This window comes from Nitrospiria bacterium, from assembly GCA_035517655.1.
Lineage (GTDB): Bacteria > Nitrospirota > Nitrospiria > JACQBZ01 > JACQBZ01 > JACQBZ01.
Genome location: DATIYJ010000002.1, coordinates 1 through 23,951 on the forward strand (window position 1 = coordinate 1; position 23,951 = coordinate 23,951).

Annotated in this window: 27 protein-coding genes; 2 read left to right on the top strand and 25 right to left on the bottom strand. The window is 58.5% G+C overall.

Annotated features, from left to right (window positions below):
- Together VLY20_00080 and VLY20_00085 are read left to right on the top strand one after the other, a co-directional pair.
- Nucleotides 1–526: universal stress protein UspA (locus tag VLY20_00080; protein HUK55040.1), on the top strand; the 526-nt coding region annotated here is incomplete at its 5' end.
- A gap of 2 nt (nucleotides 527–528) precedes the next feature.
- Nucleotides 529–972 (top strand): hypothetical protein, encoded by a 444-nt coding sequence (locus tag VLY20_00085; GenBank protein ID HUK55041.1) that lies wholly within the window; start codon nucleotides 529–531, stop codon nucleotides 970–972.
- 131 nt (nucleotides 973–1,103) lie between these two features.
- Here the strand turns inward: VLY20_00085 and VLY20_00090 are convergent, their stop codons facing one another.
- From VLY20_00090 to VLY20_00210, 25 genes are all read right to left on the bottom strand, one after another.
- Nucleotides 1,104–1,658, bottom strand: a complete 555-nt coding sequence (locus VLY20_00090; protein ID HUK55042.1) for a cytochrome P460 family protein — start codon at nucleotides 1,656–1,658, stop codon at nucleotides 1,104–1,106.
- A gap of 68 nt (nucleotides 1,659–1,726) precedes the next feature.
- The gene (locus VLY20_00095; protein ID HUK55043.1) at nucleotides 1,727–2,149 is read right to left on the bottom strand and encodes a biopolymer transporter ExbD; all 423 of its coding nucleotides are present in this window, start codon (nucleotides 2,147–2,149) and stop codon (nucleotides 1,727–1,729) included.
- Entirely contained in the window at nucleotides 2,136–2,876 is a 741-nt protein-coding gene (locus VLY20_00100) for a MotA/TolQ/ExbB proton channel family protein (GenBank protein HUK55044.1), read from the bottom strand. Before VLY20_00100 ends, VLY20_00095 begins: the two co-directional genes overlap by 14 nt.
- 1 nt (nucleotide 2,877) lies before the next feature.
- On the bottom strand, nucleotides 2,878–3,489 hold the full coding sequence (locus VLY20_00105; GenBank protein ID HUK55045.1) for an energy transducer TonB: 612 nt from the start codon (nucleotides 3,487–3,489) through the stop codon (nucleotides 2,878–2,880).
- Nucleotides 3,490–3,519: 30 nt separating this feature from the next.
- The gene (locus tag VLY20_00110) at nucleotides 3,520–4,938 is read right to left on the bottom strand and encodes a PepSY domain-containing protein (GenBank protein ID HUK55046.1); all 1,419 of its coding nucleotides are present in this window, start codon (nucleotides 4,936–4,938) and stop codon (nucleotides 3,520–3,522) included.
- A 57-nt stretch (nucleotides 4,939–4,995) separates the two neighbouring features.
- Nucleotides 4,996–7,131 (bottom strand): TonB-dependent receptor, encoded by a 2,136-nt coding sequence (locus VLY20_00115; GenBank protein ID HUK55047.1) that lies wholly within the window; start codon nucleotides 7,129–7,131, stop codon nucleotides 4,996–4,998.
- A gap of 537 nt (nucleotides 7,132–7,668) precedes the next feature.
- Entirely contained in the window at nucleotides 7,669–8,304 is a 636-nt protein-coding gene (locus VLY20_00120) for a thioredoxin domain-containing protein (GenBank protein HUK55048.1), read from the bottom strand.
- Between the two features lie 40 nt (nucleotides 8,305–8,344).
- Nucleotides 8,345–8,683: a hypothetical protein gene (locus VLY20_00125; GenBank protein ID HUK55049.1), complete on the bottom strand. Its 339-nt coding sequence runs from the start codon at nucleotides 8,681–8,683 to the stop codon at nucleotides 8,345–8,347.
- Entirely contained in the window at nucleotides 8,673–9,281 is a 609-nt protein-coding gene (locus tag VLY20_00130) for a c-type cytochrome (protein ID HUK55050.1), read from the bottom strand. Before VLY20_00130 ends, VLY20_00125 begins: the two co-directional genes overlap by 11 nt.
- A gap of 58 nt (nucleotides 9,282–9,339) precedes the next feature.
- A complete protein-coding gene (locus VLY20_00135; GenBank protein HUK55051.1) occupies nucleotides 9,340–9,657 on the bottom strand; it encodes a heavy metal-associated domain-containing protein in 318 nt (105 codons plus the stop codon).
- Nucleotides 9,658–9,770: 113 nt separating this feature from the next.
- On the bottom strand, nucleotides 9,771–10,892 hold the full coding sequence (locus VLY20_00140; protein HUK55052.1) for a CopD family protein: 1,122 nt from the start codon (nucleotides 10,890–10,892) through the stop codon (nucleotides 9,771–9,773).
- A complete protein-coding gene (locus VLY20_00145) occupies nucleotides 10,889–11,266 on the bottom strand; it encodes a copper resistance protein CopC (protein ID HUK55053.1) in 378 nt (125 codons plus the stop codon). Before VLY20_00145 ends, VLY20_00140 begins: the two co-directional genes overlap by 4 nt.
- Nucleotides 11,267–11,322: 56 nt before the next feature.
- On the bottom strand, nucleotides 11,323–12,249 hold the full coding sequence (locus VLY20_00150) for a hypothetical protein (GenBank protein ID HUK55054.1): 927 nt from the start codon (nucleotides 12,247–12,249) through the stop codon (nucleotides 11,323–11,325).
- A gap of 225 nt (nucleotides 12,250–12,474) precedes the next feature.
- Complete coding sequence (locus VLY20_00155) at nucleotides 12,475–12,795, bottom strand: hypothetical protein (protein ID HUK55055.1); 321 nt, start codon at nucleotides 12,793–12,795, stop codon at nucleotides 12,475–12,477.
- Nucleotides 12,796–13,367: 572 nt separating this feature from the next.
- Complete coding sequence (locus VLY20_00160) at nucleotides 13,368–13,691, bottom strand: hypothetical protein (protein HUK55056.1); 324 nt, start codon at nucleotides 13,689–13,691, stop codon at nucleotides 13,368–13,370.
- Between the two features lie 93 nt (nucleotides 13,692–13,784).
- Nucleotides 13,785–16,013, bottom strand: a complete 2,229-nt coding sequence (locus tag VLY20_00165; GenBank protein ID HUK55057.1) for a TonB-dependent receptor — start codon at nucleotides 16,011–16,013, stop codon at nucleotides 13,785–13,787.
- A 19-nt stretch (nucleotides 16,014–16,032) separates the two neighbouring features.
- Nucleotides 16,033–16,467 carry a biopolymer transporter ExbD gene (locus tag VLY20_00170; GenBank protein ID HUK55058.1) on the bottom strand — a complete coding sequence of 145 codons (435 nt, stop codon included), beginning with the start codon at nucleotides 16,465–16,467 and terminating at the stop codon, nucleotides 16,033–16,035.
- A gap of 2 nt (nucleotides 16,468–16,469) precedes the next feature.
- Entirely contained in the window at nucleotides 16,470–17,192 is a 723-nt protein-coding gene (locus VLY20_00175; GenBank protein ID HUK55059.1) for a MotA/TolQ/ExbB proton channel family protein, read from the bottom strand.
- 18 nt (nucleotides 17,193–17,210) lie between these two features.
- Complete coding sequence (locus VLY20_00180; protein ID HUK55060.1) at nucleotides 17,211–17,888, bottom strand: energy transducer TonB; 678 nt, start codon at nucleotides 17,886–17,888, stop codon at nucleotides 17,211–17,213.
- A 91-nt stretch (nucleotides 17,889–17,979) separates the two neighbouring features.
- Complete coding sequence (locus VLY20_00185; GenBank protein HUK55061.1) at nucleotides 17,980–18,837, bottom strand: hypothetical protein; 858 nt, start codon at nucleotides 18,835–18,837, stop codon at nucleotides 17,980–17,982.
- Nucleotides 18,838–18,853: 16 nt separating this feature from the next.
- Nucleotides 18,854–19,270: a nickel-responsive transcriptional regulator NikR gene (gene nikR, locus VLY20_00190; protein HUK55062.1), complete on the bottom strand. Its 417-nt coding sequence runs from the start codon at nucleotides 19,268–19,270 to the stop codon at nucleotides 18,854–18,856.
- A 67-nt stretch (nucleotides 19,271–19,337) separates the two neighbouring features.
- Entirely contained in the window at nucleotides 19,338–20,237 is a 900-nt protein-coding gene (locus tag VLY20_00195) for a metal ABC transporter permease (protein ID HUK55063.1), read from the bottom strand.
- 1 nt (nucleotide 20,238) lies between these two features.
- Entirely contained in the window at nucleotides 20,239–20,952 is a 714-nt protein-coding gene (locus tag VLY20_00200) for a metal ABC transporter ATP-binding protein (GenBank protein HUK55064.1), read from the bottom strand.
- Between the two features lie 52 nt (nucleotides 20,953–21,004).
- A complete protein-coding gene (locus VLY20_00205; GenBank protein HUK55065.1) occupies nucleotides 21,005–21,934 on the bottom strand; it encodes a metal ABC transporter substrate-binding protein in 930 nt (309 codons plus the stop codon).
- 22 nt (nucleotides 21,935–21,956) lie between these two features.
- Nucleotides 21,957–23,162, bottom strand: coding sequence for a hypothetical protein (locus VLY20_00210; protein HUK55066.1), 1,206 nt, complete (start codon nucleotides 23,160–23,162; stop codon nucleotides 21,957–21,959).
- Nucleotides 23,163–23,951 lie beyond the last annotated feature (789 nt).

Here is a 23,951-nt window from a genome sequence, read left to right on the forward strand (position 1 = left end):
GTTTCTGGACAAAACCATCTTCGAGGCCGCCGCCAAGGCCGAGGGAGGGCTGGAAACCGAAACGGCTTATGACGACATCCAGCTCCAATGGACGGAGGAAGCGCGAAAGGTCCTTCGGATGATTCCGCCGGGTTTCCAACGAAGGCGTGCGAAGGCCAAGGTAGACAAATCGGGCCGCAAGAAAGGCTTGACGGTCATCACCAAAGAGTTTGCCGTCCCCCTTTTGGAAACCGAGGGACTCAACCTCAACGAGGTCTTGGCGATGGATAAGCTCCACTGGACACAGGAAGCGATTCAACGACTCGAGAAGGTCCCGTCGGGTTACATGCGTGACTGCACGCGCGGCATGATCGAACAGCACGCACAAAAGCTGGGAGCCGATACCATCTCCCTGGAGATCGCAAACGCCGGCATCGAGGAAGGCAAGCGGACGATGGAAGAGGCCATGAAAAACCCGGCCGTGCTCAACGAAATTCTCGCGAAGTTTAAAACGGCCAAAGCGGCCGAAGAGCGACCCAACGCCTGAGCATGCGCGTCCTCGCCTCACTCAACCACTGGGTGCATCTGGTATCGGTCGTGATCTGGATCGGCGGCTTGGCTTTCGTCGTGATGACCCTCACTCCGGCGCTCCGGGGAAAGTTCCCGCAAGAATCCACGAAGGTCTTTTTCCAGGACATTCGAAACCGTTACTACCGGATGTCCGGAATCCTCCTGGCGCTGATCTTGATCACCGGAGGCCTGAATGTGGGTTTTGCGCTTCGGGAGATGGATCACGCGCCGAAACTGTGGGTGATCTTTTTGGGCGTCAAGCTGGCGTTGGTAACGGCCTTCGGAAGCATTTACCTGTTGAACGTGCTGTATAAGTCGAACCCCCCGGAAACGGGCGAGGACGCGATCCCCTACGCCCATATCTCGCTGGTCCTGGGCCTGTTGATCATTCTGTGCGCCGCCTTCCTGCGGTTCTCTCACTAAAAACCCGGCCGTCTCACGGCATCCGACACGCGCGGCCGGAAAGGCGCGCACTCGGACAACGGGGTGAAGGTACATGGTCTCTTGAGCATTATTGTCGATCATGGTCCCTCTTCCGCAAACCGGGCCATCAATCAGTGGTGATCGTGCACACGTTGTTCAAAGTACTCGTCGTACCGGTGGACGAAGTCCTTCTGCGCCATCGGAATATGACATCCGCGGCACTTGGTGAAGTCCTCGGCCAACGGCTTCCCATCCGAAGCATAGGCCGAATAGACCCATGACCCCGTCTTGAGGTTGTCCGGCATATCCTTGTCCCAGCCTTCGCCTTTCGCCATGACGAAGATCGTCGCCAGATCGCTCTTCGCAAGCTTACCGTCCGCTTTGAATTCCAGCGTCCCATCGGCTTTCTCCCTTGCCTTATAGTTTTCCATCACGAAAACCGTTCCGTAAGGAAACTCCTTTCCGGCGGATGCCGTGGCCCCTTTGGGATTGAGGTATAGCTCCCGGATCTGTTTAATGGCCGGCCGCTGGACTTCCGACAGAAACTTCGGCCACGACTTGTAGTCCGCCGGAAAAGGAAGTTCACCGTCCTTCGGCGTTACCGACTGCGGAGCGGTCTCAGTCAGCGCCACGGCCGCAAAACCCAGCGTAAATATAGAAACAGCAACGAGCAATAACTTCTTCATGATGCACCTCTTCTTCTTTATTATCCATCTTCTCTCCGGCCTGAAACCCTCTGCATCGCCGTCTCTTTTCAATCATCCCTCTCCGGCTGAGTGACAAACCCGATCCGACCGAGCCCGGCCTTGGCGGCGGCCGCCATGACCTTGGCAACCGAGTCGTAATAGGCCAGCCGGTCGGCATGGATATGCAACTCCGGCTGCGGTTCCCGCTGAGCCTCGTTAGCAAACCGCGATTTGAGCTCTTCCAATGTGACCGACTCACCGTTCCAGAACAGGGTGCCGTCCTGCCGAATGGCCAATTCGATGTGGTCCGGCCGGGTGAGGTTGGGGGCGCTCGAGGCTTTGGGCAAATCAATCTTCACCGCGTGAGTCAATAGCGGCGCCGTGATAATGAAGATCACCAAGAGCACCAGCATCACGTCGACCAACGGGACGACGTTCATCTCCGCCATCGGACCCTGTCGACTACGTCCGTCAAAACTACCCATCGCCATGACGACTCCCTTCAGAACGCGAGGATGGACCATCCCCGGCCGAACCGCCGGCCTTGACACCGACCGTGATCAGCACGTACAGGTCGTGGGCAAACGCGTCCAGCTTGGCCAGCCACATCCGATTGCGCCGGTTGAAGGCGTTGTAGGCCAGTACGGCGGGAATCGCCACGGCGAGTCCGAGCGCGGTCATGATCAGCGCCTCCCCCACCGGGCCCGCCACCTTGTCCAGTGTGCCCTGGCCGGACAAACCAATGTTCACCAGCGCGTGGTAGATCGCCCATACGGTGCCGAACAACCCGATGTAGGGCGCCGACGAGCCCGCGGAGGCCAGCACGGTCAGACCCTGTTCGACTCGCGCCGCTTCCTGATCGATTCCGTTGCGCAGTGTCCGCGTCAGCAATTCGCCACGGCCCACGGCCGCCGCGAGCTTCTGTGAGACCTGTCGCTCGCAATCGCCCACCGCATTCAACGCGTCAATGGCCAGCTTGGCGAAGGCATTTTCGCTCGGCCAGCTCTCAACCACATCACTCACCGCCTTGAGCGATTCGGCCTCCCAAAACCGTGAAAGAAACGCCGCCGAGCGCCGTTGCACCAGAAAATTGGCCAGGGCCTTGGTCAGGATCAAATACCAACTCGCCATGGACAGCACGAGAAGGGCGGCGATCACTCCCTTGCCCAATAGGTCCGTCTGCGTGAGAAAGTGGGCAAATCCGAACGTGTGCTCCATCTCACCGTCCCTCCAGCTTAAACACGAAAGGTTGAAGCGCCGCCGCGCGTACCGCCGTCCCGTTTCGCATGGCCGGACTGCAACGCCAGGTTTTCACAGCGGCCAGGGCCGCGTCATCGAGCCGCTTGGACCCGCTGCTGGTCTCGACGCGGGCGGAGCTCATGCGTCCCTGTTCGTCCAGTTCCACCCAGAGAACGACCCGTCCCTGTTCGCCCAGCTTACGGGACGTCGGAGGATACTCCGGGGGAAAACGCTTTGGGCAGGTGTCCGCGAGCTCGGAGGCAAGCATCACCGGACCAGCCGGCTTGGGCGGGGCCTCGATAACCTGCTCGGGTGGTGGCGGCGCCGCCGGCTCTTCCGGCGTCACCACGGGGGCTTCGACCACAAGTTGCGGAGTCTCCGGCGGAGGCGGCTCCGGCTTGACCGGTTTGGGCAAAATCCTGGGTTTAGGCGGCTCCGGCTGTTGGGCCGGTGGCGGCGGATTGATGAAGTTCACGAAGAGGGTGACCGCCTCCTGCGGGGTGATTTGAACCCGGTACTGCCATAACGCAAACAACCCCGCACCGTGCAATGCAAGCATGACCAGCAGTCCCGCCAGTCTGTCCCAGGTCAACCTGCGCCCTCCCTCATGCGTCATCTGTTTCTATCCCGATCTGATCGCCGCCATAGTCAACCCCAACCAGTCGCGAACGGCGGGGATGCGACGCAGGATCAGTTTTTCGATGATCTTCACCACAAGCATGGACAGGCCGAACAGCGGCAGATAGACGGCGAAGATCAAGATCAGGACGCCAAGCCCGATCGAAAAGCGAGGATTTTGGATCGGATCCGGCGCGCCAAGCACGCCGGCGGGACGCCTCCGCCACCACATGTTCACGGAGCTGACGCTCAGGAGAATAAGACCGGAGGCGGTCAGCACGCCCAGGAGTTGATTCGGCCAGCCGAAAAGTTGCCCTTCGTGGGCCGCGACGCCGATCCCCACGAGTCGATCCACCAACAGACGGTCTTTAAAATCTTCCCGTTTGAGAATCGCGCCGGTCGTGCCGTCCAGGACAAGATCGACGCGCAAGGTCCTGTTCTGAGCCTCCGACCTGGCCGTCCAGTTCGGGGAGTCCTTGTCGGGCGGAGAGATCAAAACCGGAGGGGCGAGGCTGAGTGGAGCCACAACGCCCACCAGCCGGTCGATCGGGGAATAGTCCGCCGGATTCCGAGCCGCCTCCCCTTTTCCCCCTGCACGGGCCATATGGGCCGCATGTTCCGCCGGTATTGCCGTCGTGCCTCCGGCCGCAGCCGGCGGCACCTGTCCCGGCTCACCTTCGGGATGGCCGACGGGCCAGTCCGGCTTTGCGACCGCAGTGTGGGTTAGATCACGAACCTTTTGTAAATAGCTGCCCCACACAAAAGCCCAGGGCAGACCCGTTACCAAGAGAAACAGCGCGAGGCTCGATACCCAGACTCCGGTAACCGCGTGCAGATCGCGCCAGAAAAGGCGTGTCCCGCCGTTGAAACGCGGATAGACGACGCCGGCCAGGCCCCGACCCTGTCTCGGCCACCAGAGATAAAGGCCGGTGACGATCATAATGATCGCCCAGGAAGCCGCCAGTTCCACAATCGTCGATCCCGTGTTTTTCAGGAGCAACTCGCCGTGCAAGTAGAAGATCACATTCATCAGCCGGTCCATTTCTTTGACGGTCTTGAGAATTTGCAGGGTTTCAGGGTGAACGTACACACGGACGTCCTCGGCCCGCCGCTTGACGATGATCTGGGTTGCGGCATTCGGCGATTTCGGCAGTTCATACGAGTGCAGAACCGATCCGGGAACGGCGGCGAGCGCGGCTCCGACGCGGGCCTCCGCGCTGGCGGGGTGTCCCGTCACCACGAGATGGTCGTAGGGACGGTCGAGCCAGGGCTCTATTTGGGGCCGGAATAGATAGATGGAGCCGGTGACCGCCAGAAAGAGGACAAAGGGGATGCAGAAGAGGCCGGCATAAAAATGCCACCGCCACACGGCCCGATAATCGAACCAAGGCTTACGAGATGGTGATTGATCCGCTGTCGTCATGGCCTACCTCCTTTTGCCACCCTGCCACGCAACAGTGAAATACCTGCTGCAGGCCGTTTACTCATGACTTCCGCCGAAGGCCAGCGTTAGGCCTCCGAAGATTTGAAAGGGCGGCCCCAAGTGATTGCCGCCCGATGTCGTTGCAACGTATTTATCGTCAAAAATATTCTGACCAATCACAAAGACCTCCATATGTTTCCCAATGGGGTATGAGGCCGAGGCGTCCACCACGTGTTCCGCATCCAGACTTAAGGAGTTGGTGGTGTCATCCCACATGGAACTGAGGAGCCGGAACCGTACTTCCAGTTGGGCCCCGGCGGGCTGCCGGTATCGCGCGACGACGCTTACCGAATGGACGGGCACGTCCGGGGTCCGATTGCCCTCGATCGAAGGATCGGGGGGATTGGAAATAATCTTAGAATCCGTGTAGCTGTAACTGACCCCGGAAGAGAGCGTTTCGGTCAATTGCACGTCGCCGATCGTTTCAACACCCAGGCTTCTCGTCTTGCCGATATTCGTGGCTTGCACCGTGTATACGGGAGAGAAACTCGTCGTAATAAAATTGATCTGATCAATGACCCTGTTGTAAAAGAAGTTGACCTGGCCCTGGAAGGGTCCCTGGGAAAGATCCAATCCGGTCTCGCCTCCCCACAAGACCTCCGGCTTCAATTGGGAATCCGGCAGAAGCTTGAAACCCTCCGCGGTGAACTCCCGATAGAGGTTGTCGAGCGTCGGCGCCCGGAAGCCTCGATAGACGGAGGCGCGTATGGCAACGGCCTTGACGATTTGGTACCGCGTGGCGAGCTTCGGGTTCAGTTGAAGATAATCCTTGTCGTCGAACTGCGTTGTGGTCCCCGGGATGGTCACCATGCTGCCATTATAGTCGCTGACATAGTCCAAACGAATGCTAGGCAGAATTTCCCAGTCTGGGACCGGGCGGAGGCTCGCCTGTACGAACAATCCGGCGAAAAGCTGTTGTCCGCCTCCGTTGAGCACCGTGGGACTGTCGCCAGGAACGGCAATGTCCTGCTGCCGGTCGACGCCCTCGATATGGCGGATGTCCAGCCCCGCGTTGAGCAGTTTCACCAAACTGTCCGTGGTTCGCGTCCATTGCAGCGATCCTCCGACGTCGTTGGCCGGAGTCTGGTGCAGGTTGGAAAGGAACTCGGCGTTTCGGTCAAAATTGGGAGGGCTGAAATCGGTATTGTTCGTCGTAAAATTTTGATTCAAGAAAAAGAGATTGGCTTTGACGTCGCTTTGGGCATCGAGTATCCATCGTCCGCCCGTTGCCACATTCACGGTATCCGTGTCGTTGGCGCTCATGCGGGTGTCCAGCCTCTGGCGGTTTTTAAAATCGTTGCCGCGGATAAAACCTTCGAAATCCGCCGTGTGATAATCCATTTTAAGCTGGACGTTGGCAGAATCGCTCGCCGTTGCGCGATCGATCGCTCCCCGCACATCGGGCTCTACGGCGTCGTAGCCGGCCGTCCCGAAATAATTCGTATCCAGGCTGATTCCAAGATGATCGTCAATCTTCTGACTGCTGTGGACATCCGTTCGAAAGGTGCCGTCCGATCCGCCCAGAGTGGTCACTTTCAGTTCCGTTGCGTCGACCGGCTTCGTGACGATGTTCACCACGCCGCCTTCCGCAAAACTTCCCCATAGGCTGGAACTGCCCCCGCGGACGATCTCGATGCGGTCAATCGCCTCCTTCGGTACCCGGTTGAAATCGAGGTAACCAAAAAATGGATCATTGAGCGGAATCCCGTCCATGAGAACGAGTACGTGCGGCGCGATGCCTCCCAAGCCTCGAATCGATACCCAGTTCCCGGTGGGATGGTTCATAAAACTGGGCAAAGAATTGCTGAAATTGAGACTAGGGACCTCCCGCAGGACGTCGTCGGTCGCAATGGCCGGAGTCTGTTGGACCGCTTGGCGATCGAGAACGGTGCTGCTGACCGGAAGATCCGAAACCGTGCGCTCCGTCCGCGTCGCGCTGATGATTACCGGACTGAGCGTGGTGACCGGTTTGCCGGCCTCGGTCGTCGGCGCCGCTTCCGTTGATGGGTTTGTGGTTGTTTCCTCCGTGGCGTTCTCCTTCGGCGGTGCCGGTTCCTCCGCCAGACCGAGTGATGGGAAAATCAGCCCCATGCAGACGATCACAGCCGTACCGACCTGATTGATGCGGTTCATTCAGCGTCCCTCCGTTCTCGAATTGGACTTAGGTTGGCCGGACATCATGCGCACAGGCCCATGGCGTCCGGTCGAATCATGACTCGTCAGCGAGCGGTCGAAGCGCGGGTCAGCCGTGCAACGACGGCGTCACGACGCCTCAGATGGCGAAGGGATGGAGGGAGGAGCGCGGGTGGATGCGCCAACAACCCCGCCGGTTCCGGGAACGAGCGGGTTGGACTCAAGGAGTCGCGCGAGGGGTTGGAGCGGACGGTGTTGTGCGGGCGCGGCCGAATGCAGAGCGGCCGCGGCGCAATGCATGGACATCATGCAATGCGGGGAAGGATGATCATGCGACGATGAGGAGTGATGTTCTTCGTGGGGATGGGAATCGTATTGGCAACGGATGGCCTCACCCGTGAGAGTGAGATAGCTCAGGGTCACGACGGCGGTCAGAATAAATCGCCACGACCAGGATCGGAACCCTTGGCGCGGTTGGTTTTTCATGAAGACGAAAACGTTCATTCCTTAACCTGAGGCTGCCGGGTTGAATCCGGTCTATAGCCTCTCTCCGGACAAAAGTTTTTGAACAAGGGGGCGAAGATTCTCCGCCGTCGGGACTTCGGACAACACATAGCCGTCCAACAACACGGTCGGCGTGGAATTCACCCCGTAACGGTTGCCTCGCGAGACGCCTTCTTCCAATTTGCGTTTCGGCCCCCCGGAGGCGAGCCGCTTCTTCATGGCGTCCGGATTCACACCCGCCTCCTGAATCACTTTTTCTTCCACCGAGGGGTCGAGAATATTCAGGCGCTCATCCTGCAGCACACGAAAAAGAACGCCGGCCATTACATTCCCCCGGCCCTCCTCTCGCGCGGCCTCATACAGTTCGAACGGCATGCTCGGTTGGTTGCGAATCACGGGAAATCCCACATTGATCACTTCCAACTTGTCTCCGAACTCCCGTTTCAGTTCGGGAAGCACCGTCGCTTCAAAGTGATGGCAATGAGGACAATAGAAATCGACGAAGATTTCCATCCGCACTTTACCGGCGGAGTGCGCGGACGGCTCGTTCAGAATCCGATACGGAGGGGTCGCGTCCGCCTGGATTTCAACCGGCAATATTGACCCCGTTGAAATAGCTGTCACGGCCGAAAAAATGACGAAGAATAGTTTAAACAGCCTGGTTCTCATAAATGGCTCCTTCCTGCATGACATGTCTTTCTTGCGGTTCTTATTTCTGATGTCCCCTCGAAAAACGAATCTCGCGAGCGACGAGCCGATCCTGCTCCTCATCCACGTCGGCGACCAATCGATCCCCGACTTGCAATGTGTCCGCCCCCTCGGATTCCTGGGTTGCCTGAACCTTTGTGTCGCGGGTCAGAATCAGCGTAAGAGTCTGCCCATCGGTCGTGCGAACCTGAACCTGGCCGGGTCCCAGACGGATCACCGTCCCCATCACATGTTGTCCATGTGCATGCGCAATACTCAGCGCCCCGGTTGTCAACAGCGCCCAAGCCATAATCGTATACGTGACGGATCGCACGATGCGCTTCTCCCTCTCAATGCACATGGCTATCCTCCGGATGAAACGGCACATCTTCTCCTCGAAGGAAGCGGTCTTCCTCAGCCTCGCGCTCTCGTTCCATCTGACTTACGGGATTAAACCGTTTCATCTCCTCCAGCTCCTGTTCCGTGATCACGGGAAGGTGACGAATGAACCGGACCAGTTTCCAGCTGTCACGATCGTCTTCCGGACGACCCGTTCCCCACCCCGGCATCGCGGTGAACCGGATGCCGTTATGAATGATGTAGAACAACTCCCCGTCCGAAAGCCGTTGGGTTTCTTGCTCCCTCAAGTCGGGAGCTTTGGGATAAACGCCCCGACCGATGTCCGTCTTACCGCTTCCATCGTTTCCGTGACACACGGCGCAATGATCGGCAAAGTGCTCCCGGGCCTCCGCCAAAATCTCCGGCGTGGCCGGAATCGGGTTGTTGGCTTCCCGCTGTTGTCGAGGCACCGCAAGATGCCGCAGATATCGAGCCAATTTCAGTTCGAGAACGCTCGGCGCATCCTTGGCGCTAAATCCGTGCCGCACGAACCATACACCCGCACCTACAGATCCCAACACCATTCCGAAACCGATTACGATCACCGTTTTTTTCCACATCGCATCGGCCTCATTCACCCTACAAGCAGGAATAATGCTGATCAGAAGAACGCGCGCTCTACTTCATAACCTCGGCGTCGCAGTACCAATCTACCCCCCCTTTAGTCCCCTTGACGGTTTTGATCGCATCGAGCAGTTGCTCTTCCTTCACGCTGCCGTCGTGCTCCACGATGGCGTGACCTTTCATGCTCTGTAGATCGACGGACTTCACACCTTTGACCGCCATCAAGGCATCGGTGATCTCCTTCGGATAGAACTCGCAGTACTGTCCGCCCAGCATGAGCGTGACCTGTTGGTCCGCCGCCTGCGTTTGAATGGCCAAAATACCCATAACCAATACGACCGCCATGACCGCGTTTACCCACATCCTACGCATGTCCGACCTCCTTGTTGTTATGAACGTGCCGTAACTTCATATGGACTATCGGGCTGTCCATCGACGACTAAAAACCTGATCCAAAAATTTGTCTGTTTGGGTTTTTATGTTACCTACATACCCTTATTCTGCATGTCAGAGGAACTATCCGGCGCGGCGAAATTCGTCAGGTTCGGCGGCGACGTCTGCGTCAGCAAAGCCGTCAATCCCAACACGGCCACCGCAAGGAGACACTGCAGTGCGACAAAGACCTGAAAGTGAACCACGGCGATCCGGGCCGAACTGTAACGCAATTCCAGCATGCGATGGTCCGCGCTCCCGGTATCTCCCCCCAACAGACAGACGACGCGATGGATCGTCTTCCCGATAAAACTCACGCGCACGGGTTCTCCCGCCAGGGTCTGGAGCGCCGGCCGGATATAGTAGCGGCTGAGGGCGCCCAAGGCCAGCATCGGGACGACGAAGGCAAGCTTGAACAGAAGCGTAATCCCGTAAGGCGTTCCCACCAAGTTGGACACCGTCCGGAGGTGAAGCCAGGCGGCATACACGCCGGTGAGAATCAAGACACCGACGCATCGAGCGGCGAGCCACGAAAAGCGATGGATCGAAGCGGTCTGGAATGGAATACGCTTTTTCTCATCCAACGGCGCCCAAATCTTCGGCAGGAGAAACCGCAGCGGGACCAACCCTCCCACCCAGGAAGAGATCGCCATCATATGCAGCCAGTCGGCGGCCACCGCAATGGAAAAATCCCCTTTGTCGGCTGCGTGACCCGACAAACTGACCGTAAGACAGAGCCCCGCGGAAGCCAACAGCCAGAGGACCTGCTGTCCGGGTCGCGCGCGATCTTTTTTAATGAAGAACCAGAGCGCGATTAACAAACAAAGGATGGCCATCTTGGCTATCCAAACCTTGCCCGCGTGGGTCTGCGAGATAATGAGGGGGAGCATCGGAAGCACCGCCGAGAAAGGTTTCCGGCTCATCATCTCGGCGCGGATAATCAGATCCACGATGCTGACGATGAATAAAAGGATCAGCCAGCGGCCCATCCAGCGCTTTAGATCGCGCTGACCGGTCGCCTGCGCTCTTTCCAAATCCGGCGACCCTGAACCCAGAACCCTTAGACTTCGGTTCAGCACCGTCGATCGGAAAACCACGCCTCCGACCAGAAAAGCGACCCCCAAAAAGGTCAGCCACTGGACCAGCACATGAAAATACATCGTATGACCGGTCATGACTTGCCCTCGATCATAAATTTAAAACGGCCCTCGGTATGATGGGTATCAATGGCAATCACGCTCCAAGAGACGGTATACGTCCCCGGCGGCAAGGGCGGCAGGCCGACCTCAAGAACGGTATGGTCGCTGGGATCCACCTGGCCGTCCCCTTTATCCACCTTCTTCCCGTTCGAATCGAAAACCTCCAACGTGCTGAACAGCGGTTCGATCGGTCCATCGAACCAGATCTTCACCTGATCCGGAGAAGTTTTTGCTTCCGACCCTACTCGTGGATCCGAATGATCCGGAAAGGCATGACCCCATACCGGCATCGGAACGATTAAGAGAAACCCCAGCAGGACCCCGGCGATTTTTTTTGGTTTTTCAATCATGGCCGCCCTGCCGCGAACCGCATGGGCCCAAACAGACGCCGCCCTCCCTTTTCAAGTTACCTTTGAGTCCCCCCCAGAACCCCATAAAAAGGAGTCCAGGTATAGGTTTTTGGGAACATATCGTCCAGATACAGGTGGATCAGGGCCTGTACTCCGTGGCCCCCGCTCTGGCTGTTGATCGGCACGATGCCCTCCACGTTAACCTGGTAGAACCGACCGGCCCAGGCGATTCCCGGATAGTACGCCCCGGTTTTTTTCCCGAAGTCCGGTCCATTTAAAGGCATGTCCACGCTATATTCCACGATCGGAACAAGACGATTGAAAGGCCATCCGATTCCGATGTCTTTGACATAGGATTGAAGGTAGAGGAGGCTGTATTCCAGAACCAGACCGTATCCGAGGTCGCTTGCGATATCGGAGGAATCGGAGCTCGGATTTCGGAAAGGTGAGCCGATACCGACCAGTCCGGTAACGGCAAACGGCTTCAAATACCCCAGGGCGTCGGGAAGATCGCCGAAGCCGTACCCGAAAAGAAACGTCGGAGTCACCGTACTGAACTGATCCCTGACCTTCTTGGCTCCTGTGTTTCCCCAATCATAATCGATCATCGCGGTGGCAAGAAATTCATGCTCCGGAATACGCACCATCGTGTATTTGACGTGCAGTCCCAGGTTTTGCCAACCCCGTTCGGAAGGTCCGTCGTTAGGATTGTCCACATCGTATTCCCAATCCACACCGAAGCCCAGGTTGGGCGAGAGCCGTTTGGAAATCCCGCCGCCATAGGCAGTGGCCTGGCCTTCGCTGTCCTTTTGGTGGGAGTACCCAAGAAGATCCATTTCATCGGACGCAAAAGGATCTTCAACCGACTCCGATTCCACGAAAAATCGCTGTCCCACCACCCCATGAGCCCACAGAGCCGTCGGACAAACCATAAAAATTCCGAGACACATCACGACGATTAAAGAAAACATCGAACGAAGCATCGATCTCCCCTCCTGATGGTTTTATCCCGTGATTGAAACGGAATTGAAGAACCCCGGCCTTCCAGCCGGGGATTCTTCGATCCGGGTGGAAAAGGCCTCCATTTTTAATTCGCTCGCCAACCCCGCCCTCACAGGCGGGGATTGCGCTCACTATGCGGATTCATCTCGGCCGTACGGACGGATCAATCCACACCACAGGAATATCAATTGGATTCTTTGGTCTTGTTACGAGAAAGAAAGAGGGGGTGGTCGGATATATAATGAAAAGATGGAAAGGCTGGTGAAAAAGCGCTCGCGATAAACGACTTCGCTTTCAAAGGATGAATCGAAGCCTTGTGTGAGATTCAGATCGGAGGAATGAACAAAGGCCGCGGCCGCGCACATCCAATCGCAGAAAACGGACGCGTGTTGTTTGGCGTGGTCGGCATCGTGCTCATGCTGAAAGTCATGCTGCACCGCCCCGACCATCATAAAGGCGGATAGGAAGAGATAGACCGCGGTGATCAGCAAGGCGGTCCGCTTCAAATTTCCCCCGGAAATCTTCATTGTGCGTTACCTATACCAGAAAGGGTCTAAGACTGTCAAGAACGGAGGGTATCCTCCGTGGTGACGGACGACCCTATGACGATCTTCGAACAGGTCGTCATGCTCCGTCTTCTACATCGGCGCTTTGGCCAGATGACCAAGGCAGCGACCGGCCCGAGACGGGGCAAGGAAATCCCGGATCTGCCTCATTGCAAATCCCAGCAAAGGAGGGCCCCATCCCGAGCCGGCCTTGCCGTTTAATGTTCGGCCGCCCCTATACCCCCCGACGAAGCCGAGTATTCATAACCCCGATAGCCGCAGATAATGCAGCGCCAACTTCGTTCCCTGTACTCCCAAAACAGGCTGAGAACATTCCCCTCACCACTCGTTTTACAATGAGGGCAGATTAATGGTGAAACCGTCTTTTTACGCATGGACGACCGGGCCCCTTTGGATGATTTGATTGTTTACAATCCGAACGCGCGGCGGAAAGAACAACTGCCGTCCGTCTCTCGAATAGATCAGGACGAAGGCATGAGTCACACGCGGCGCCGGATCGAGCTCGATTTATATTTTTTTACGGGTAAAAACCTTCAGGCGGGAAAAATAGGAGGAGGACGGATGTAGAATGAGAATACGGAAAGATGCCCCAAAACCGGTTCCGCATAGACGGCCGGCCTCTCAAAAGAAGGCTCTCTCGCCCCGTCCGAAACCCGCAGCTCGGCCGAATGGACGAACGTTGCAGCCGAGCACATCCAGTGACAGAAAAGGGTCGAGTGCTGTTTGGCATGGCCGGCATGATGCATTCGATGAACGTCCTGCTTGCCCGCCCCGACCGCCATAAAACCGGACAGGAACAGGTAGACCATCGCCAGAACCAGGGCCGTCCGTTTGATCTGTGTCTTTTGTGTCATCATGGTTGTTATTTATGATTCATATAATCCTTTTTTAGGCGGCGGTCAAGTTTTTTCTTAAAGGCTCCCACGGCAATGTCGGCTGCAACAGGTCGGTTAAAAATAGTATTGAAACGAGGCTCGGAGAGTGCGCGGCACGCCGGGATGGACGACAAAGTCCGGCCGGGCATTCGTTTCACCCTGCAGCCGGGATACATAATAATACTCAATGTCGTTCCACTTCACATCGAACAGGTTGAAGATGTCCAGTGCGACCCGCCACTGCTTGGGTTGCTGGTAACCCAACAGGACGTCGAAGGTCGTATAGGCCGGGGATTTCTCGCTGTTGTCCTCGACCAGCGGCGATTCCCCGAAGTGCCGCGCGTGGAGGGCGCCGAACCACCCCGAAGGCAGCTGCGCGGTCAGACCGGCGTCGACGACGTTGGTCGGGCTGTTGGGGATATACCGTCCCGTAATAGCGGGAGCCGTCGCGCAGGGGTGGGTCGGATCGGCGTCTCCGCACCCCAGATCGTCCGGAGACACGTTATGATCGAAACGTCCCTGGGTAAAGGCGGCATTCAGGTCGGCGTAAAGCCAGTCGGTCAAATGAACCTTGTTTCCCCATTCAACGCCGGTGCGGGTCGTGGCCCCGCTGGGCTCGGTGGCGCCGGCGTCGCCGCTGAAGACCAGCTCCGATCTTAATTTCAGCAGGAACACGTCGACCGACGTCTCCCACCTCGGCACCAGCGTGCTCCGCAGCCCCACCTCGCCGCTGGTCGCGCGGGTGAGCGGCGAAACGGGCGGGGCGTCCGGATTTTCTCCGCTTCGCGTGACGCCACGGGCGTCGTTGCTGTGATACCCGTCCGCGATATCGATGAAATACGCGGTTCGGGCCCAGGGACCCAGGACGATTCCCAGCTTGGGGCTGAAGATGCTTTTCTTGACGGTGCCGGTATTGCAGCCCAACGGGTCGCTGTTGATATCGCACGTGTCGTTGCCGTTGAGCATTTTGTCCCTGACGTTGAACGTGAAGGCATCCTCGCGCAGGCCGAGGATCGTGCGCACGGCCGGGTGCCATTGCGTGTTGTTCTCGTAGTAGACGGCGCCGTTCGATTCCATCACGCCGGCGTCTTGCGTCGTGCTCAGGAACTGACGTTGAACGGTGTGATCGATGCCCACGTCCCCGATATCATCGACGCGGGCCTGCACGCCGATCAGATTGGACATCGGCAGACCGGCCGGGTCGGTGTACCAGGTCTTTGAACCCTTGAAACCGTAAACCACCCGGTCGTCATGCTGCAGCATCTGGTCCCCGTTCACCGGGTCGGACAAGTCATAGGTGAAGGTGGACCAAAGGTTCAGTTTGTAGCGGATAAGGTACGCGGAAAACTGCGATTCATCGGCGTCCGTTCGCTTGACCCGGTTGAAGGAGAGGCTTTCGCGGGTCGTCTCGCCCCCGTCCGTCGGGGCCAGGGTCCCGAATCGACCGATCAGTCCCTCGTCGACCGCATGCTCCGGCACCTGATCCGTGGAATTCCACTGGCCGGTGTAAGCCATCGCGGTGATCGTAAAAAAGTCCCGGTTCGTCCCCTGATGGTACCTCAGCAGGCCGTTCAGCTTGTTGTAATCGTCGGGGTTCACGAACGGGCCGTCGTTATGGTAAACCTCCCCGGCGTAGAGGAGCGTGCCGGCGCCCACCTCGGGCGAACCCATCAGCAACGCGCGTCGATAGCCGTCCTGTCCGTACCCTAAGGTTGCGGTGGTGTCGACCTTGTTGAGCAAACCCATGCGCACGGTGCCCGCCGTCGCAAAATCGCCCTCGTCGGCGTAGTAAGGGCCCTTCTTGTAATGGAGATCGCCCACCACCTCGGGGATCAGGAAGTTCAGGTCCGTGTAGCCCTGACCGTGGGCGTGCGTGGGCATGTTGATGGGCATGTCGTCGACTTCCGTGGCGAGATCCGTGCCGTGATCCAGATTGAACGCGCGCAGGAAATATTGATTCGCTTTGCCCTCGCCCGAGTGCTGGGTCACGATGAGGCCCGGAACGTTTTCCAGCAAGGCGCCCGGTCTCAGCAGCGGTTGGTTCTCAAGTTCCTGATGACCAACATCGCCCGATGAGGCGGCATCAAGGGTGCTGACCCCCGTGGCGGTCACGTCAACCGTTTCCAACGTCTTGACCTTGCCCGTGTCATCGTCCGCGAAGGCCGTATTTACCCCCTCCGTACCGGGAGCGGGCGCCATCACCGTTCCGACCGCCGCGACAAAAATCACCATGACAAACCTGGGATAAAGGAATTCGCACACGGAACAATAATGCATGGCCGCCGTTCTCAACATTCTCAGCATTATTTATTCTCCAAATATATTATCCGCCATGATTCGCGCCTCTTTTGCTTGGCTCGGTCATAAACGAAAGCTTCGTGACCCCCGCGCTTTGCAAGAGAGCCATCAGGCTCACGATCTGCCGGTAGGCGATCTCGCCGTCGGCGTGCAGCTCGACCGCCGGCGATTCGCCCCGTTCGATCCGCATCCTCAACATACGCTCCAGCTCCTCCCGGGTGATGGGGACGCCTTCCAAAAACAGTTGGAGATCCCGGTCGAGACTGACGACCAGGGCGTTCTTCACCGACGAGGTTTTTGCATCCGCCTTCGGCAAATTGACCTTGACGCTGTGCTTCAACAAAGGCGCGGTCACGATAAAAACGACCAGCAGCACAAGCATCACGTCGATCAGGGGAATCATGTTGATTTCACTCAACGGCCGCGGAGAGCCGTCTTCTTCCATCGGATCCGGCGCCATCTTCACTCCTTGATTCCGGACCCCGCACGATCGCGGGCCTGGTTTTCAGACAAGATCCGCCCGAGCAAATCCTGGGCAAACCTGTTCAACCCGTTGGCCAGCACCCTCAAACGGCGCACAAAGATGTTGTAGGCCACGACGGCCGGGATCGCGCAGGCCAGACCCGCCGCGGTCGCGATCAAAGCTTCGCCGATCGGACCGGCCACGACGTCCAAACCGGCGGCGCCGGTTTGGGAAATATCCTTGAGCGCGGACATAATCCCCACAACGGTTCCGAACAATCCGATGAACGGGGCGGTATTACCGATGGTCGCCAACAACCCGAGACCGGCTTCCGATCGGGTCATGCAGTCTTGAACCGCCTGTCGCAACGCGCGGGCGACTATCTCGGCCGAATCGCCGGCCCCTCTGTTCGCGATCCCAAATTGCTCACGATACCGTTCCAAGGCTCGCAATCCGCTATCGGTCAACTGGGCGTAGCCCCCTTTGAGGTCCGCGCTTTCTCCAATCCTTGCGGACAAAATCACTTTCGTATTCCAAAACTGCTGCGCATAGCGCTTGTCCGCGCGTAGGGCCCGCCAAAACTCCAACGCCTTGTACAGGATTAAAAACCAGGTAAGGAAGGACAAACCGACCAACAACCACAAAACGGCCGTGACGACCGGGCTGACCTGTTGCAGGTAGACCGCCCATCCGCCGCTTGTGACCGAATCCGTCGAACCCATGCTTCGCCTGCCTTGACGTCAGTTAAGCCGAAAACGAACCGGAACATCGACCCAGGCCGGGACCGACTGATCACCCCGCCGGGCCGGCACAAACAGCCAGCGTTCCACCGCCCGCAGGGCCGCGTCATCCAGAATTTGGGCTCCCGAGCTTTTCTCCAGCAGCACGCGATCCGGACGTCCGTCCGGATCGACAAGCACGCGGACGATCACCGTGCCCTGCAAACCCAGCCTTAGTGCCATTGGAGGATACTCCGGAATGGGGTTTTTCAGGTAGTCCGCGTCGAAAGCGGGATGGGTTTCCGGCAACATTTCTCTCGTCGACTCCCGACCCTTTTCAGAATCGGTTTGCGGACGGCTTTCCTTCGGCCCATCGGAAGGGACGGACGACGGGGGAACCGGCGACTCCGTCGTTTCCGCCTTTTTTTCAATTTCGGATGAGGGCGTCGGCGGCTCGGGGACCGGCGACGGGATCGGAATAAGCGGCTTGGGGACCGGTCGGGGGCTCGGCGCCCGCGTTTTTGGAGCCAGAGAGGGGCCGGGGGATGGCGCCGGAGCGATCAGGCTGATTTCGAGCGGCTGAGGCGGTCGTATAACCGGCATCGCCTTTATGAGTTGGAGGACGAACCATCCGCCCGAGAGATGGATCCCCAGCGAAAGCAGCGCGGCCGCCAGGATGCGGCGCGTTCGCGCCTCCATTGTCCATCCGAATTCATGAGACCCGATCATGATTGTTGTAGTCCTCGTTGCCGGCGGTCCGGCCGTGAGGGTTTGGTTCCATGTATCGTATTTATTTTCCTCTGGGAACCGCGCCGCCGAGCACGCCGAACATTCCGGGCAGGTCGGGCAGCGACTCGGCGCGGCCCGTCAGAAAATAGACGCCCACCACCAGGCTGAACAGGCCCGCCGCCACGCCGACCGCCACATACACGCCCCGTTCCCTCTGCGCACTAAGAAAGCCTGTGGCCGTGACCACGGCGATCAGGCTGTTGCTGAGGATAAGGCCCGCGACAAAGGTTCCCATCAACAGCAGACCACTCGCGACTCCGCTCGTCCCACCGACGGCGGCAATGAGAAGGACCTGCGATCCCGTTTCGGCGCCGATGCCGTGAATGATGCCCACGATGAAGGCGGAAACCGGACTGTACCGTGTCAGCCGGTGTCGATGTTCATGCGCGCGCCCCTCCAGCCACTCATGCATCCGGTGCCAGAGGTAGGCGATGCCGGAGAAAACCAGCATCCAGCGGCTGCGCAACCTGAACTCGGCCCGGCCGCGGAGATACTGGACCAGGGAGTAGAACACCCAGGCGGCCAGGAGGAGCAGCGTAAATCCCACGACCCGCTCGAGGATCGGGTCCACCCAAGCGGGCAGAAGCGCCTGGGCCAGGAGCGCCGCCGAACCGAGCGTGACCACCATGGCCGCATGGCCGAGCACGTACATCGTCGAGAGGAACAGAACGGGCCGCCCCGTGCGCAAGGCGGACACAAACGCACGGTCTCCCTTGCCCATGGCCCCCGCCTGCGGCGCGTCTCCCGTTCCGCCGGTGCTTGTGATGTCCGTGAAGGCCGCGATATGGTCCCAGTCGATCCCGTGGCGGAAACCGTAGAGAAACGAGGTGAGCAGCACCAGCCATAGATGTTCCATCATCGGCTTTCCCTCAGCCTCATGAGAGCGCCTTGCCGGTGGTCGTCATGCTCAGCTTGCCGTGTTTGACGCCTTTGGTCCCGATGAGACGATCCGCAATCGCCTTGACCGCCGCCCCCTTCCCCATCACGACCAGCACCTCCATGCAGTTCCGTTCATCCAGATGGACATGGAGCGTGGACTGGACCGCTTTGTGATATCGGTGCTGGAGATGGGCCAGCGTTTCGCCCAGCTCCCGGACGTCGTGATCGTAGACGATCGTGATCGTCCCGACGACCGCCTCCCCGAGCTTCCACTCCTCTTCGACCAGTTGATCGCGGATCAGGTCCCGGATCGCCTCGGACCGGTTGACGTATTTCTTGTCCCTGATCAGACGATCGAAGCCCTCCAGGAGATGGTGGTCGAGGGAAACCCCGAAACGGATGGTTTTCTTCATCGAGGGGGAACTCCTTCCGGAATCGTGTTACGATTTTATAGAATCGTAACACATTCGGGAAGGCGTGTCAAGGACGGGAAAGGCGGGGGCCGCGGAAACGAGGGGCCTGGAGAAGCCTCGCGACTGTCCAGGCCGTTGCGTAAAGCACTCCGAGGAGAACGACGTCCGCCGGGCCCACAGGCATATCCCAGGCATACGCAATATAGAAACCGATGAACGCCGCCGCGCCTCCAATCAACGATGCGAGCGCCGTGAACTGGCGCATGTTGCGCGCGAACAGGTGCGCGATCAGCGCGGGGATCAGCAAGAAGCCGAACGAAATCAGCGGACCGACGCTGAGCACCGCCATCGAAACGGTCAGTCCGATCAGGATATAGAGCAACACGTCCCAGAAAACGACGTTCTTGCGAAGGATCGCTGCCATGTCGCGGTCGAAGGAGACCAGGAGCAGCTCCTTCTGAAACATTCCCAGCACCGCGAGAACAAGCGCAAGCGTTGCCGCCGTCAGCGCAAGATCGAAATTGGAAACGGCGATGACCTCTCCTTTCAGCATGTCCAGCCAGCCGATCTCGCCGTAAGGGTTTTGTGACAGAAGCAAAATGCCCAAAGCCGAAGCCACGACGTATGCGGTGCCAAGCCGGGCTTCGGGTTGTCCGCGGCCTCTTCGCTCCATGAACGCCAGCGTCAGAATCGCGGCCAGAGAAAACGTGACCGAGCCCGCGAAGGCCAGCGTGTGAGCGCTCTGCGAACCGTGCTCCGCCGGATTGAAGCCGAGCCATAAAGGAAGTGACAGAGCGATCGCAACGCCCGTCGAGGAAATCTGAGGCAGCGCAATGCCCATAAACGCCAGCCGGCGCATCACGAGATAAACGCCGACCAAGGGGCAGGCGAGGCCGACGAGTATGCTGGTGTAAAGCGAATTGCGCAGGAGAAAATCGGGCGAGAGAATCTGATGAAGCGTTTCCATATCAGTCTCTCCCTTCTTCAAATATTTTCGTCATGCGTTCAGGTGTTAGCAAGTCGTGGGCTGTACCTTGGAAGACCTTTCCCTCATGGAGCCATACCACTTGATCGGCGTGCCTGCGCACCGCCGCAAAGTCGTGCGTGACGAGCAGGACGGTGATCTTCCTTTCCTGGCGAATCTGCGAAATGAAGTCCATCACGGCACGCGTTGTCGCGTGATCCACGCCGGCCGTCGGTTCGTCCAGCACCAGGATGCCGGGGCGAGCCGCCAGGGCACGGGCGATAAGCACACGTTGTTTCTGGCCTCCGGAGAGTTCGGCAAAGCGCTTACGGGCCAATTCCCCGGCGCCCGCCGCATGCAGGCATTCGCGCGCGAAGGCGCGTTCGGCGGCCGGGATGAAACGGCCTGCGCGAACGCGACCGTAGGTGCCCATCAGGGCGACCTCGAACGCCGTCAGCAAATAAACCGGGTCGAACTGAACGGCTTGAGGGACGTATCCAAACACTAGCGGTGCGTCCGCGGACGCGGCTTCGATGCGGCCGGCGACCGGTGGAAGCAGCCCGAGCACGGTTTTGAGCAGCGTCGTTTTGCCCGAGCCGTTGGCGCCGAGAATGGCGGTAAAACTGGCTCGGGCGATTGTGAGGGATATCCCGGACAGCACCGCTCGGCCTTTGTACCCGATACCCAGGTTCTCGAAAGTGATCAGGGGTTCATTCATGCTTTTTGTCCGTGTCCGCCCGGGTCTTCCGGGCGGACACACTCTCCCGCGGTTACTTTCTCGCCTGCACGGTCGCGACCATCGTGTGAACAATGTAGTCCATCATCTTAATGTAGGTCTCCGTCTGCGGCACGCCGCCCGGCATGATGGGCAGCGTTACCATCGTCGCGCCGGTTTGTTCGGCAATGCGTTCCGGCACCTTCTCGGGAAACTGCGGCTCCCGCACGACGATCGGCACACGCCCGGCCTTCATCCCGGCGATCAATTCCTCGATGTGACGCGGGGTCGGATCGATGCCGGGCCTCAGTTCGACCGTGCCGAAGAAGTTCATGCCGAAGCGCGCCGCGAAGTAGTTCCACTCCTCGTGATAGGAGATGAACTTCACGCCCTTGAGCGGGGCGGCTTCCTTTTCCCATTCGGCGATCTTGCCGTTGAGCTTGGCGAGATACGCGTCGCGGTTGCGCGTCAAATCCGCTTGATCCTGGGGGGCGAATGCGACCAGTGCTTTGTAGATGTTTTCGATCGCGGTCTTCGCCAATACCGGATCGAGCATGTAGTGCGGGTTCCCGTAGGGATGAACGTCGCCCGCGTAATGCTCGGTTGTTTTGGGCACGTCGAGCGGAACGATGCCCTGCGAACAATCCACGTAGCCGGACCGGTCTCTCTGGATGCGCGGATTCTTGCTCGCCTCCAGCAGCGCCGGTAAAAATGCGTGCTCCATTTCAAATCCCTCCGAAAGCAGCAAGTCCGCCCGGTTCATCATGGGCACAAAGCTGGGTTTCATCGGGACGCCGTGCGTGTCTTCGACGCCGGTGGCCAGGCTGTGGACCTCGACCAGGTCTCCGCCGATCTCGCGGGTAAAGTCGGCCATGTCGGTCAGCGTCGAGACGACCCGGATCTTGGCGGCATGAGCCGGCGCCGTCCATCCGGACAAGGCCGCCGCGAGCGCGATGATCGATAATAATCTTACTAAGGGTTTCATGGAATATTCCTCCTGTCCAGAGTTAGCGCTGCTGCCAGCCATGCGCGTGCGAGCCGATGATCCAGGCCCATTGCATATAAACCGCGCTATCCGAACGCAAGCCCGACGCGGCATTGGGGTCGGTGTACGTATATTGAAGCCGCAGCTGATTCCAGTGGCTGAGGGCCCATGTAATGTATGCAGAGTACGCAGAGGATTTGGCCTGCTTGTTCACCATGTCCTCCAGCCATTCATACAGGACTCCGTCCGACCATTGCCGATGCCACTTGTACGTGAGATACGAGTACAAGCCGTAAGCACCGACGGAACGGCCGGGCAGGGCGTTGCCCGAAGGGTCCGCGACGTCGTAACGGTTGTCGCTGTAGAGCACTTCCGTCCCCCAGGTAAGGCTCTGGAACTGATTGTTCCGAAGCGGCTTCCAGCTCAGCACCCAGTCCGCTCCCACGAGACGGCGCTCCCGCTCGGTCAACGTGTTGCCCGTCACGGCAGGAAGCGCCTGAACGGCGGGGTCCCATTGGGTCACGGTATTCGGATTCCACAGGCCCGAAACGCCGGGTTCGAGCGAGATGTCCGGTGTCAGGTCGAAATAAGTGGACAGCCGGCCCCAATAGTTCAATCCGCTCCCGTGACGGAAATCGCCGACAAAGTTCGGCGGGTTATCGCCGCCGAATTGTTGCCCCGCGCCGAGCGTCAGGCTGATGTAGCGCTCCGCCGGCACGAGCCAGTTCACCTGCACGCCGTCCGTCCTCGATTCGCCGCCGATGTACTGATCGAGCACGAGCGGACGATTCACGAACGGCAGTTCATGGTCGTGTATATAGCCCAGGCGCCCGAACTCTCCGAAGAAGCGTCCCGCCTTCACTTCGAGATTCCCCGGAAGCGCCGTGGTCTGGAGCGCGGCCTCCTCGACCCCCAGACTCGACTCGCCGGTCGCCGTATCCGCCGTTGCGTTGATGACCGCGTAGCCCTTTGCGAAGGGATCCACGGATCCGGCCACATTCAATTCCACCGAACGTTGAAATAGATCAAACCCGCCGGGCCGGTCGCTGTCCGTTTCCGACGCTCCCCGGCTGCGATAGGAGAAGATGGTCTCCCCCACGAGCCCGATGGACGGGTTGAACTCGCTCGGCAGGACCTTCTTTTGCGATTCGACCAACTGATCCACTTCCTTCTTCAACTCATCGATCATCTTTTGCTGCTCATCCATGGCTTCTCGCTGTTTCTTCATCGTATCATCCGTCGTGCCAACGCGTCCGTCGGGGTCCTGATTCCGCTCATCTTTATTTTGAACCTGATCCGAATCCGCTTCCTGGGCCATTGCTGAAATAACCGAACCCATGGGAAGGAAAATCAGAACACCTATAAGCATAAAACGCATAATGCCTCCACTCACCAATAAATTTCCAAGGAGTGATCATGACGATCACCGATGGAAGTAACGATCGTGTCTCGGTTCTTTTGGACTGACCCGTATTGTATAAAGGTAACCGATTAGACCGGGGGAGCGATGGGAGGGGGTCCTCTTTTGAGGCAGTCATCCCAAAGGAGGGTTCTTACAAAGAAAATCGAGGCACTTTTACCCGAATGGAAAGACACAAGGTAAACGGCAAAAAGAAAAAGGGCGGCCGGTTGAATGCTTAAATGGATCCATTGACCGATGCTGCACCCATGCGGGTCACCCAACTCGTTCGCAGCATAGATATGGTAGAAAGCGAAGATGGAGAATAAGAAAAGATAAAGAAGTAAGAGAAGAGTACCGACGGACCGCCAGCGTGACCGAGAGTTCGAACCGGCCATAAAAGAGCGAAGCAGCATGGGTGGAGTATAGATATCCGGATCTCGGATTGTCAATGAGAAGATTAAATAGACTTGAAATAATTGGCGGGTACACCCCGGATCTAAGACCGATACCGTTTCATCTAACTTCGACGGATATACGGATATCCTGCATGGAAGCCACGGGACGGCCGTCCTTCAGGGCCGGGAAAAAACGCCACGTCCTAAGGGTGTCGAGTAT

What these genes read in the sequence shown, in the direction of transcription:
- VLY20_00095 (HUK55043.1), bottom strand. Translation starts at nt 2,149, where the DNA reads ATGGCGATGGGTAGTTTTGACGGACGTAGTCGACAGGGTCCGATGGCG.
- VLY20_00165 (HUK55057.1), bottom strand. Translation starts at nt 16,013, where the DNA reads ATGCTGAGAATGTTGAGAACGGCGGCCATGCATTATTGTTCCGTGTGC.
- VLY20_00155 (HUK55055.1), bottom strand. Translation starts at nt 12,795, where the DNA reads ATGAAGATTTCCGGGGGAAATTTGAAGCGGACCGCCTTGCTGATCACC.
- VLY20_00115 (HUK55047.1), bottom strand. Translation starts at nt 7,131, where the DNA reads ATGAACCGCATCAATCAGGTCGGTACGGCTGTGATCGTCTGCATGGGG.
- VLY20_00100 (HUK55044.1), bottom strand. Translation starts at nt 2,876, where the DNA reads ATGGAGCACACGTTCGGATTTGCCCACTTTCTCACGCAGACGGACCTA.
- VLY20_00170 (HUK55058.1), bottom strand. Translation starts at nt 16,467, where the DNA reads ATGGCGCCGGATCCGATGGAAGAAGACGGCTCTCCGCGGCCGTTGAGT.
- VLY20_00175 (HUK55059.1), bottom strand. Translation starts at nt 17,192, where the DNA reads ATGGGTTCGACGGATTCGGTCACAAGCGGCGGATGGGCGGTCTACCTG.
- VLY20_00160 (HUK55056.1), bottom strand. Translation starts at nt 13,691, where the DNA reads ATGATGACACAAAAGACACAGATCAAACGGACGGCCCTGGTTCTGGCG.
- VLY20_00125 (HUK55049.1), bottom strand. Translation starts at nt 8,683, where the DNA reads ATGTGCATTGAGAGGGAGAAGCGCATCGTGCGATCCGTCACGTATACG.
- VLY20_00120 (HUK55048.1), bottom strand. Translation starts at nt 8,304, where the DNA reads ATGAGAACCAGGCTGTTTAAACTATTCTTCGTCATTTTTTCGGCCGTG.
- VLY20_00145 (HUK55053.1), bottom strand. Translation starts at nt 11,266, where the DNA reads ATGATTGAAAAACCAAAAAAAATCGCCGGGGTCCTGCTGGGGTTTCTC.
- VLY20_00200 (HUK55064.1), bottom strand. Translation starts at nt 20,952, where the DNA reads ATGAATGAACCCCTGATCACTTTCGAGAACCTGGGTATCGGGTACAAA.
- VLY20_00130 (HUK55050.1), bottom strand. Translation starts at nt 9,281, where the DNA reads ATGTGGAAAAAAACGGTGATCGTAATCGGTTTCGGAATGGTGTTGGGA.
- VLY20_00110 (HUK55046.1), bottom strand. Translation starts at nt 4,938, where the DNA reads ATGACGACAGCGGATCAATCACCATCTCGTAAGCCTTGGTTCGATTAT.
- VLY20_00140 (HUK55052.1), bottom strand. Translation starts at nt 10,892, where the DNA reads ATGACCGGTCATACGATGTATTTTCATGTGCTGGTCCAGTGGCTGACC.
- VLY20_00205 (HUK55065.1), bottom strand. Translation starts at nt 21,934, where the DNA reads ATGAAACCCTTAGTAAGATTATTATCGATCATCGCGCTCGCGGCGGCC.
- VLY20_00185 (HUK55061.1), bottom strand. Translation starts at nt 18,837, where the DNA reads ATGATGGAACATCTATGGCTGGTGCTGCTCACCTCGTTTCTCTACGGT.
- VLY20_00090 (HUK55042.1), bottom strand. Translation starts at nt 1,658, where the DNA reads ATGAAGAAGTTATTGCTCGTTGCTGTTTCTATATTTACGCTGGGTTTT.
- nikR (HUK55062.1), bottom strand. Translation starts at nt 19,270, where the DNA reads ATGAAGAAAACCATCCGTTTCGGGGTTTCCCTCGACCACCATCTCCTG.
- VLY20_00135 (HUK55051.1), bottom strand. Translation starts at nt 9,657, where the DNA reads ATGCGTAGGATGTGGGTAAACGCGGTCATGGCGGTCGTATTGGTTATG.
- VLY20_00150 (HUK55054.1), bottom strand. Translation starts at nt 12,249, where the DNA reads ATGCTTCGTTCGATGTTTTCTTTAATCGTCGTGATGTGTCTCGGAATT.
- VLY20_00195 (HUK55063.1), bottom strand. Translation starts at nt 20,237, where the DNA reads ATGGAAACGCTTCATCAGATTCTCTCGCCCGATTTTCTCCTGCGCAAT.
- VLY20_00085 (HUK55041.1), top strand. Translation starts at nt 529, where the DNA reads ATGCGCGTCCTCGCCTCACTCAACCACTGGGTGCATCTGGTATCGGTC.
- VLY20_00210 (HUK55066.1), bottom strand. Translation starts at nt 23,162, where the DNA reads ATGAAGAAACAGCGAGAAGCCATGGATGAGCAGCAAAAGATGATCGAT.
- VLY20_00180 (HUK55060.1), bottom strand. Translation starts at nt 17,888, where the DNA reads ATGGAGGCGCGAACGCGCCGCATCCTGGCGGCCGCGCTGCTTTCGCTG.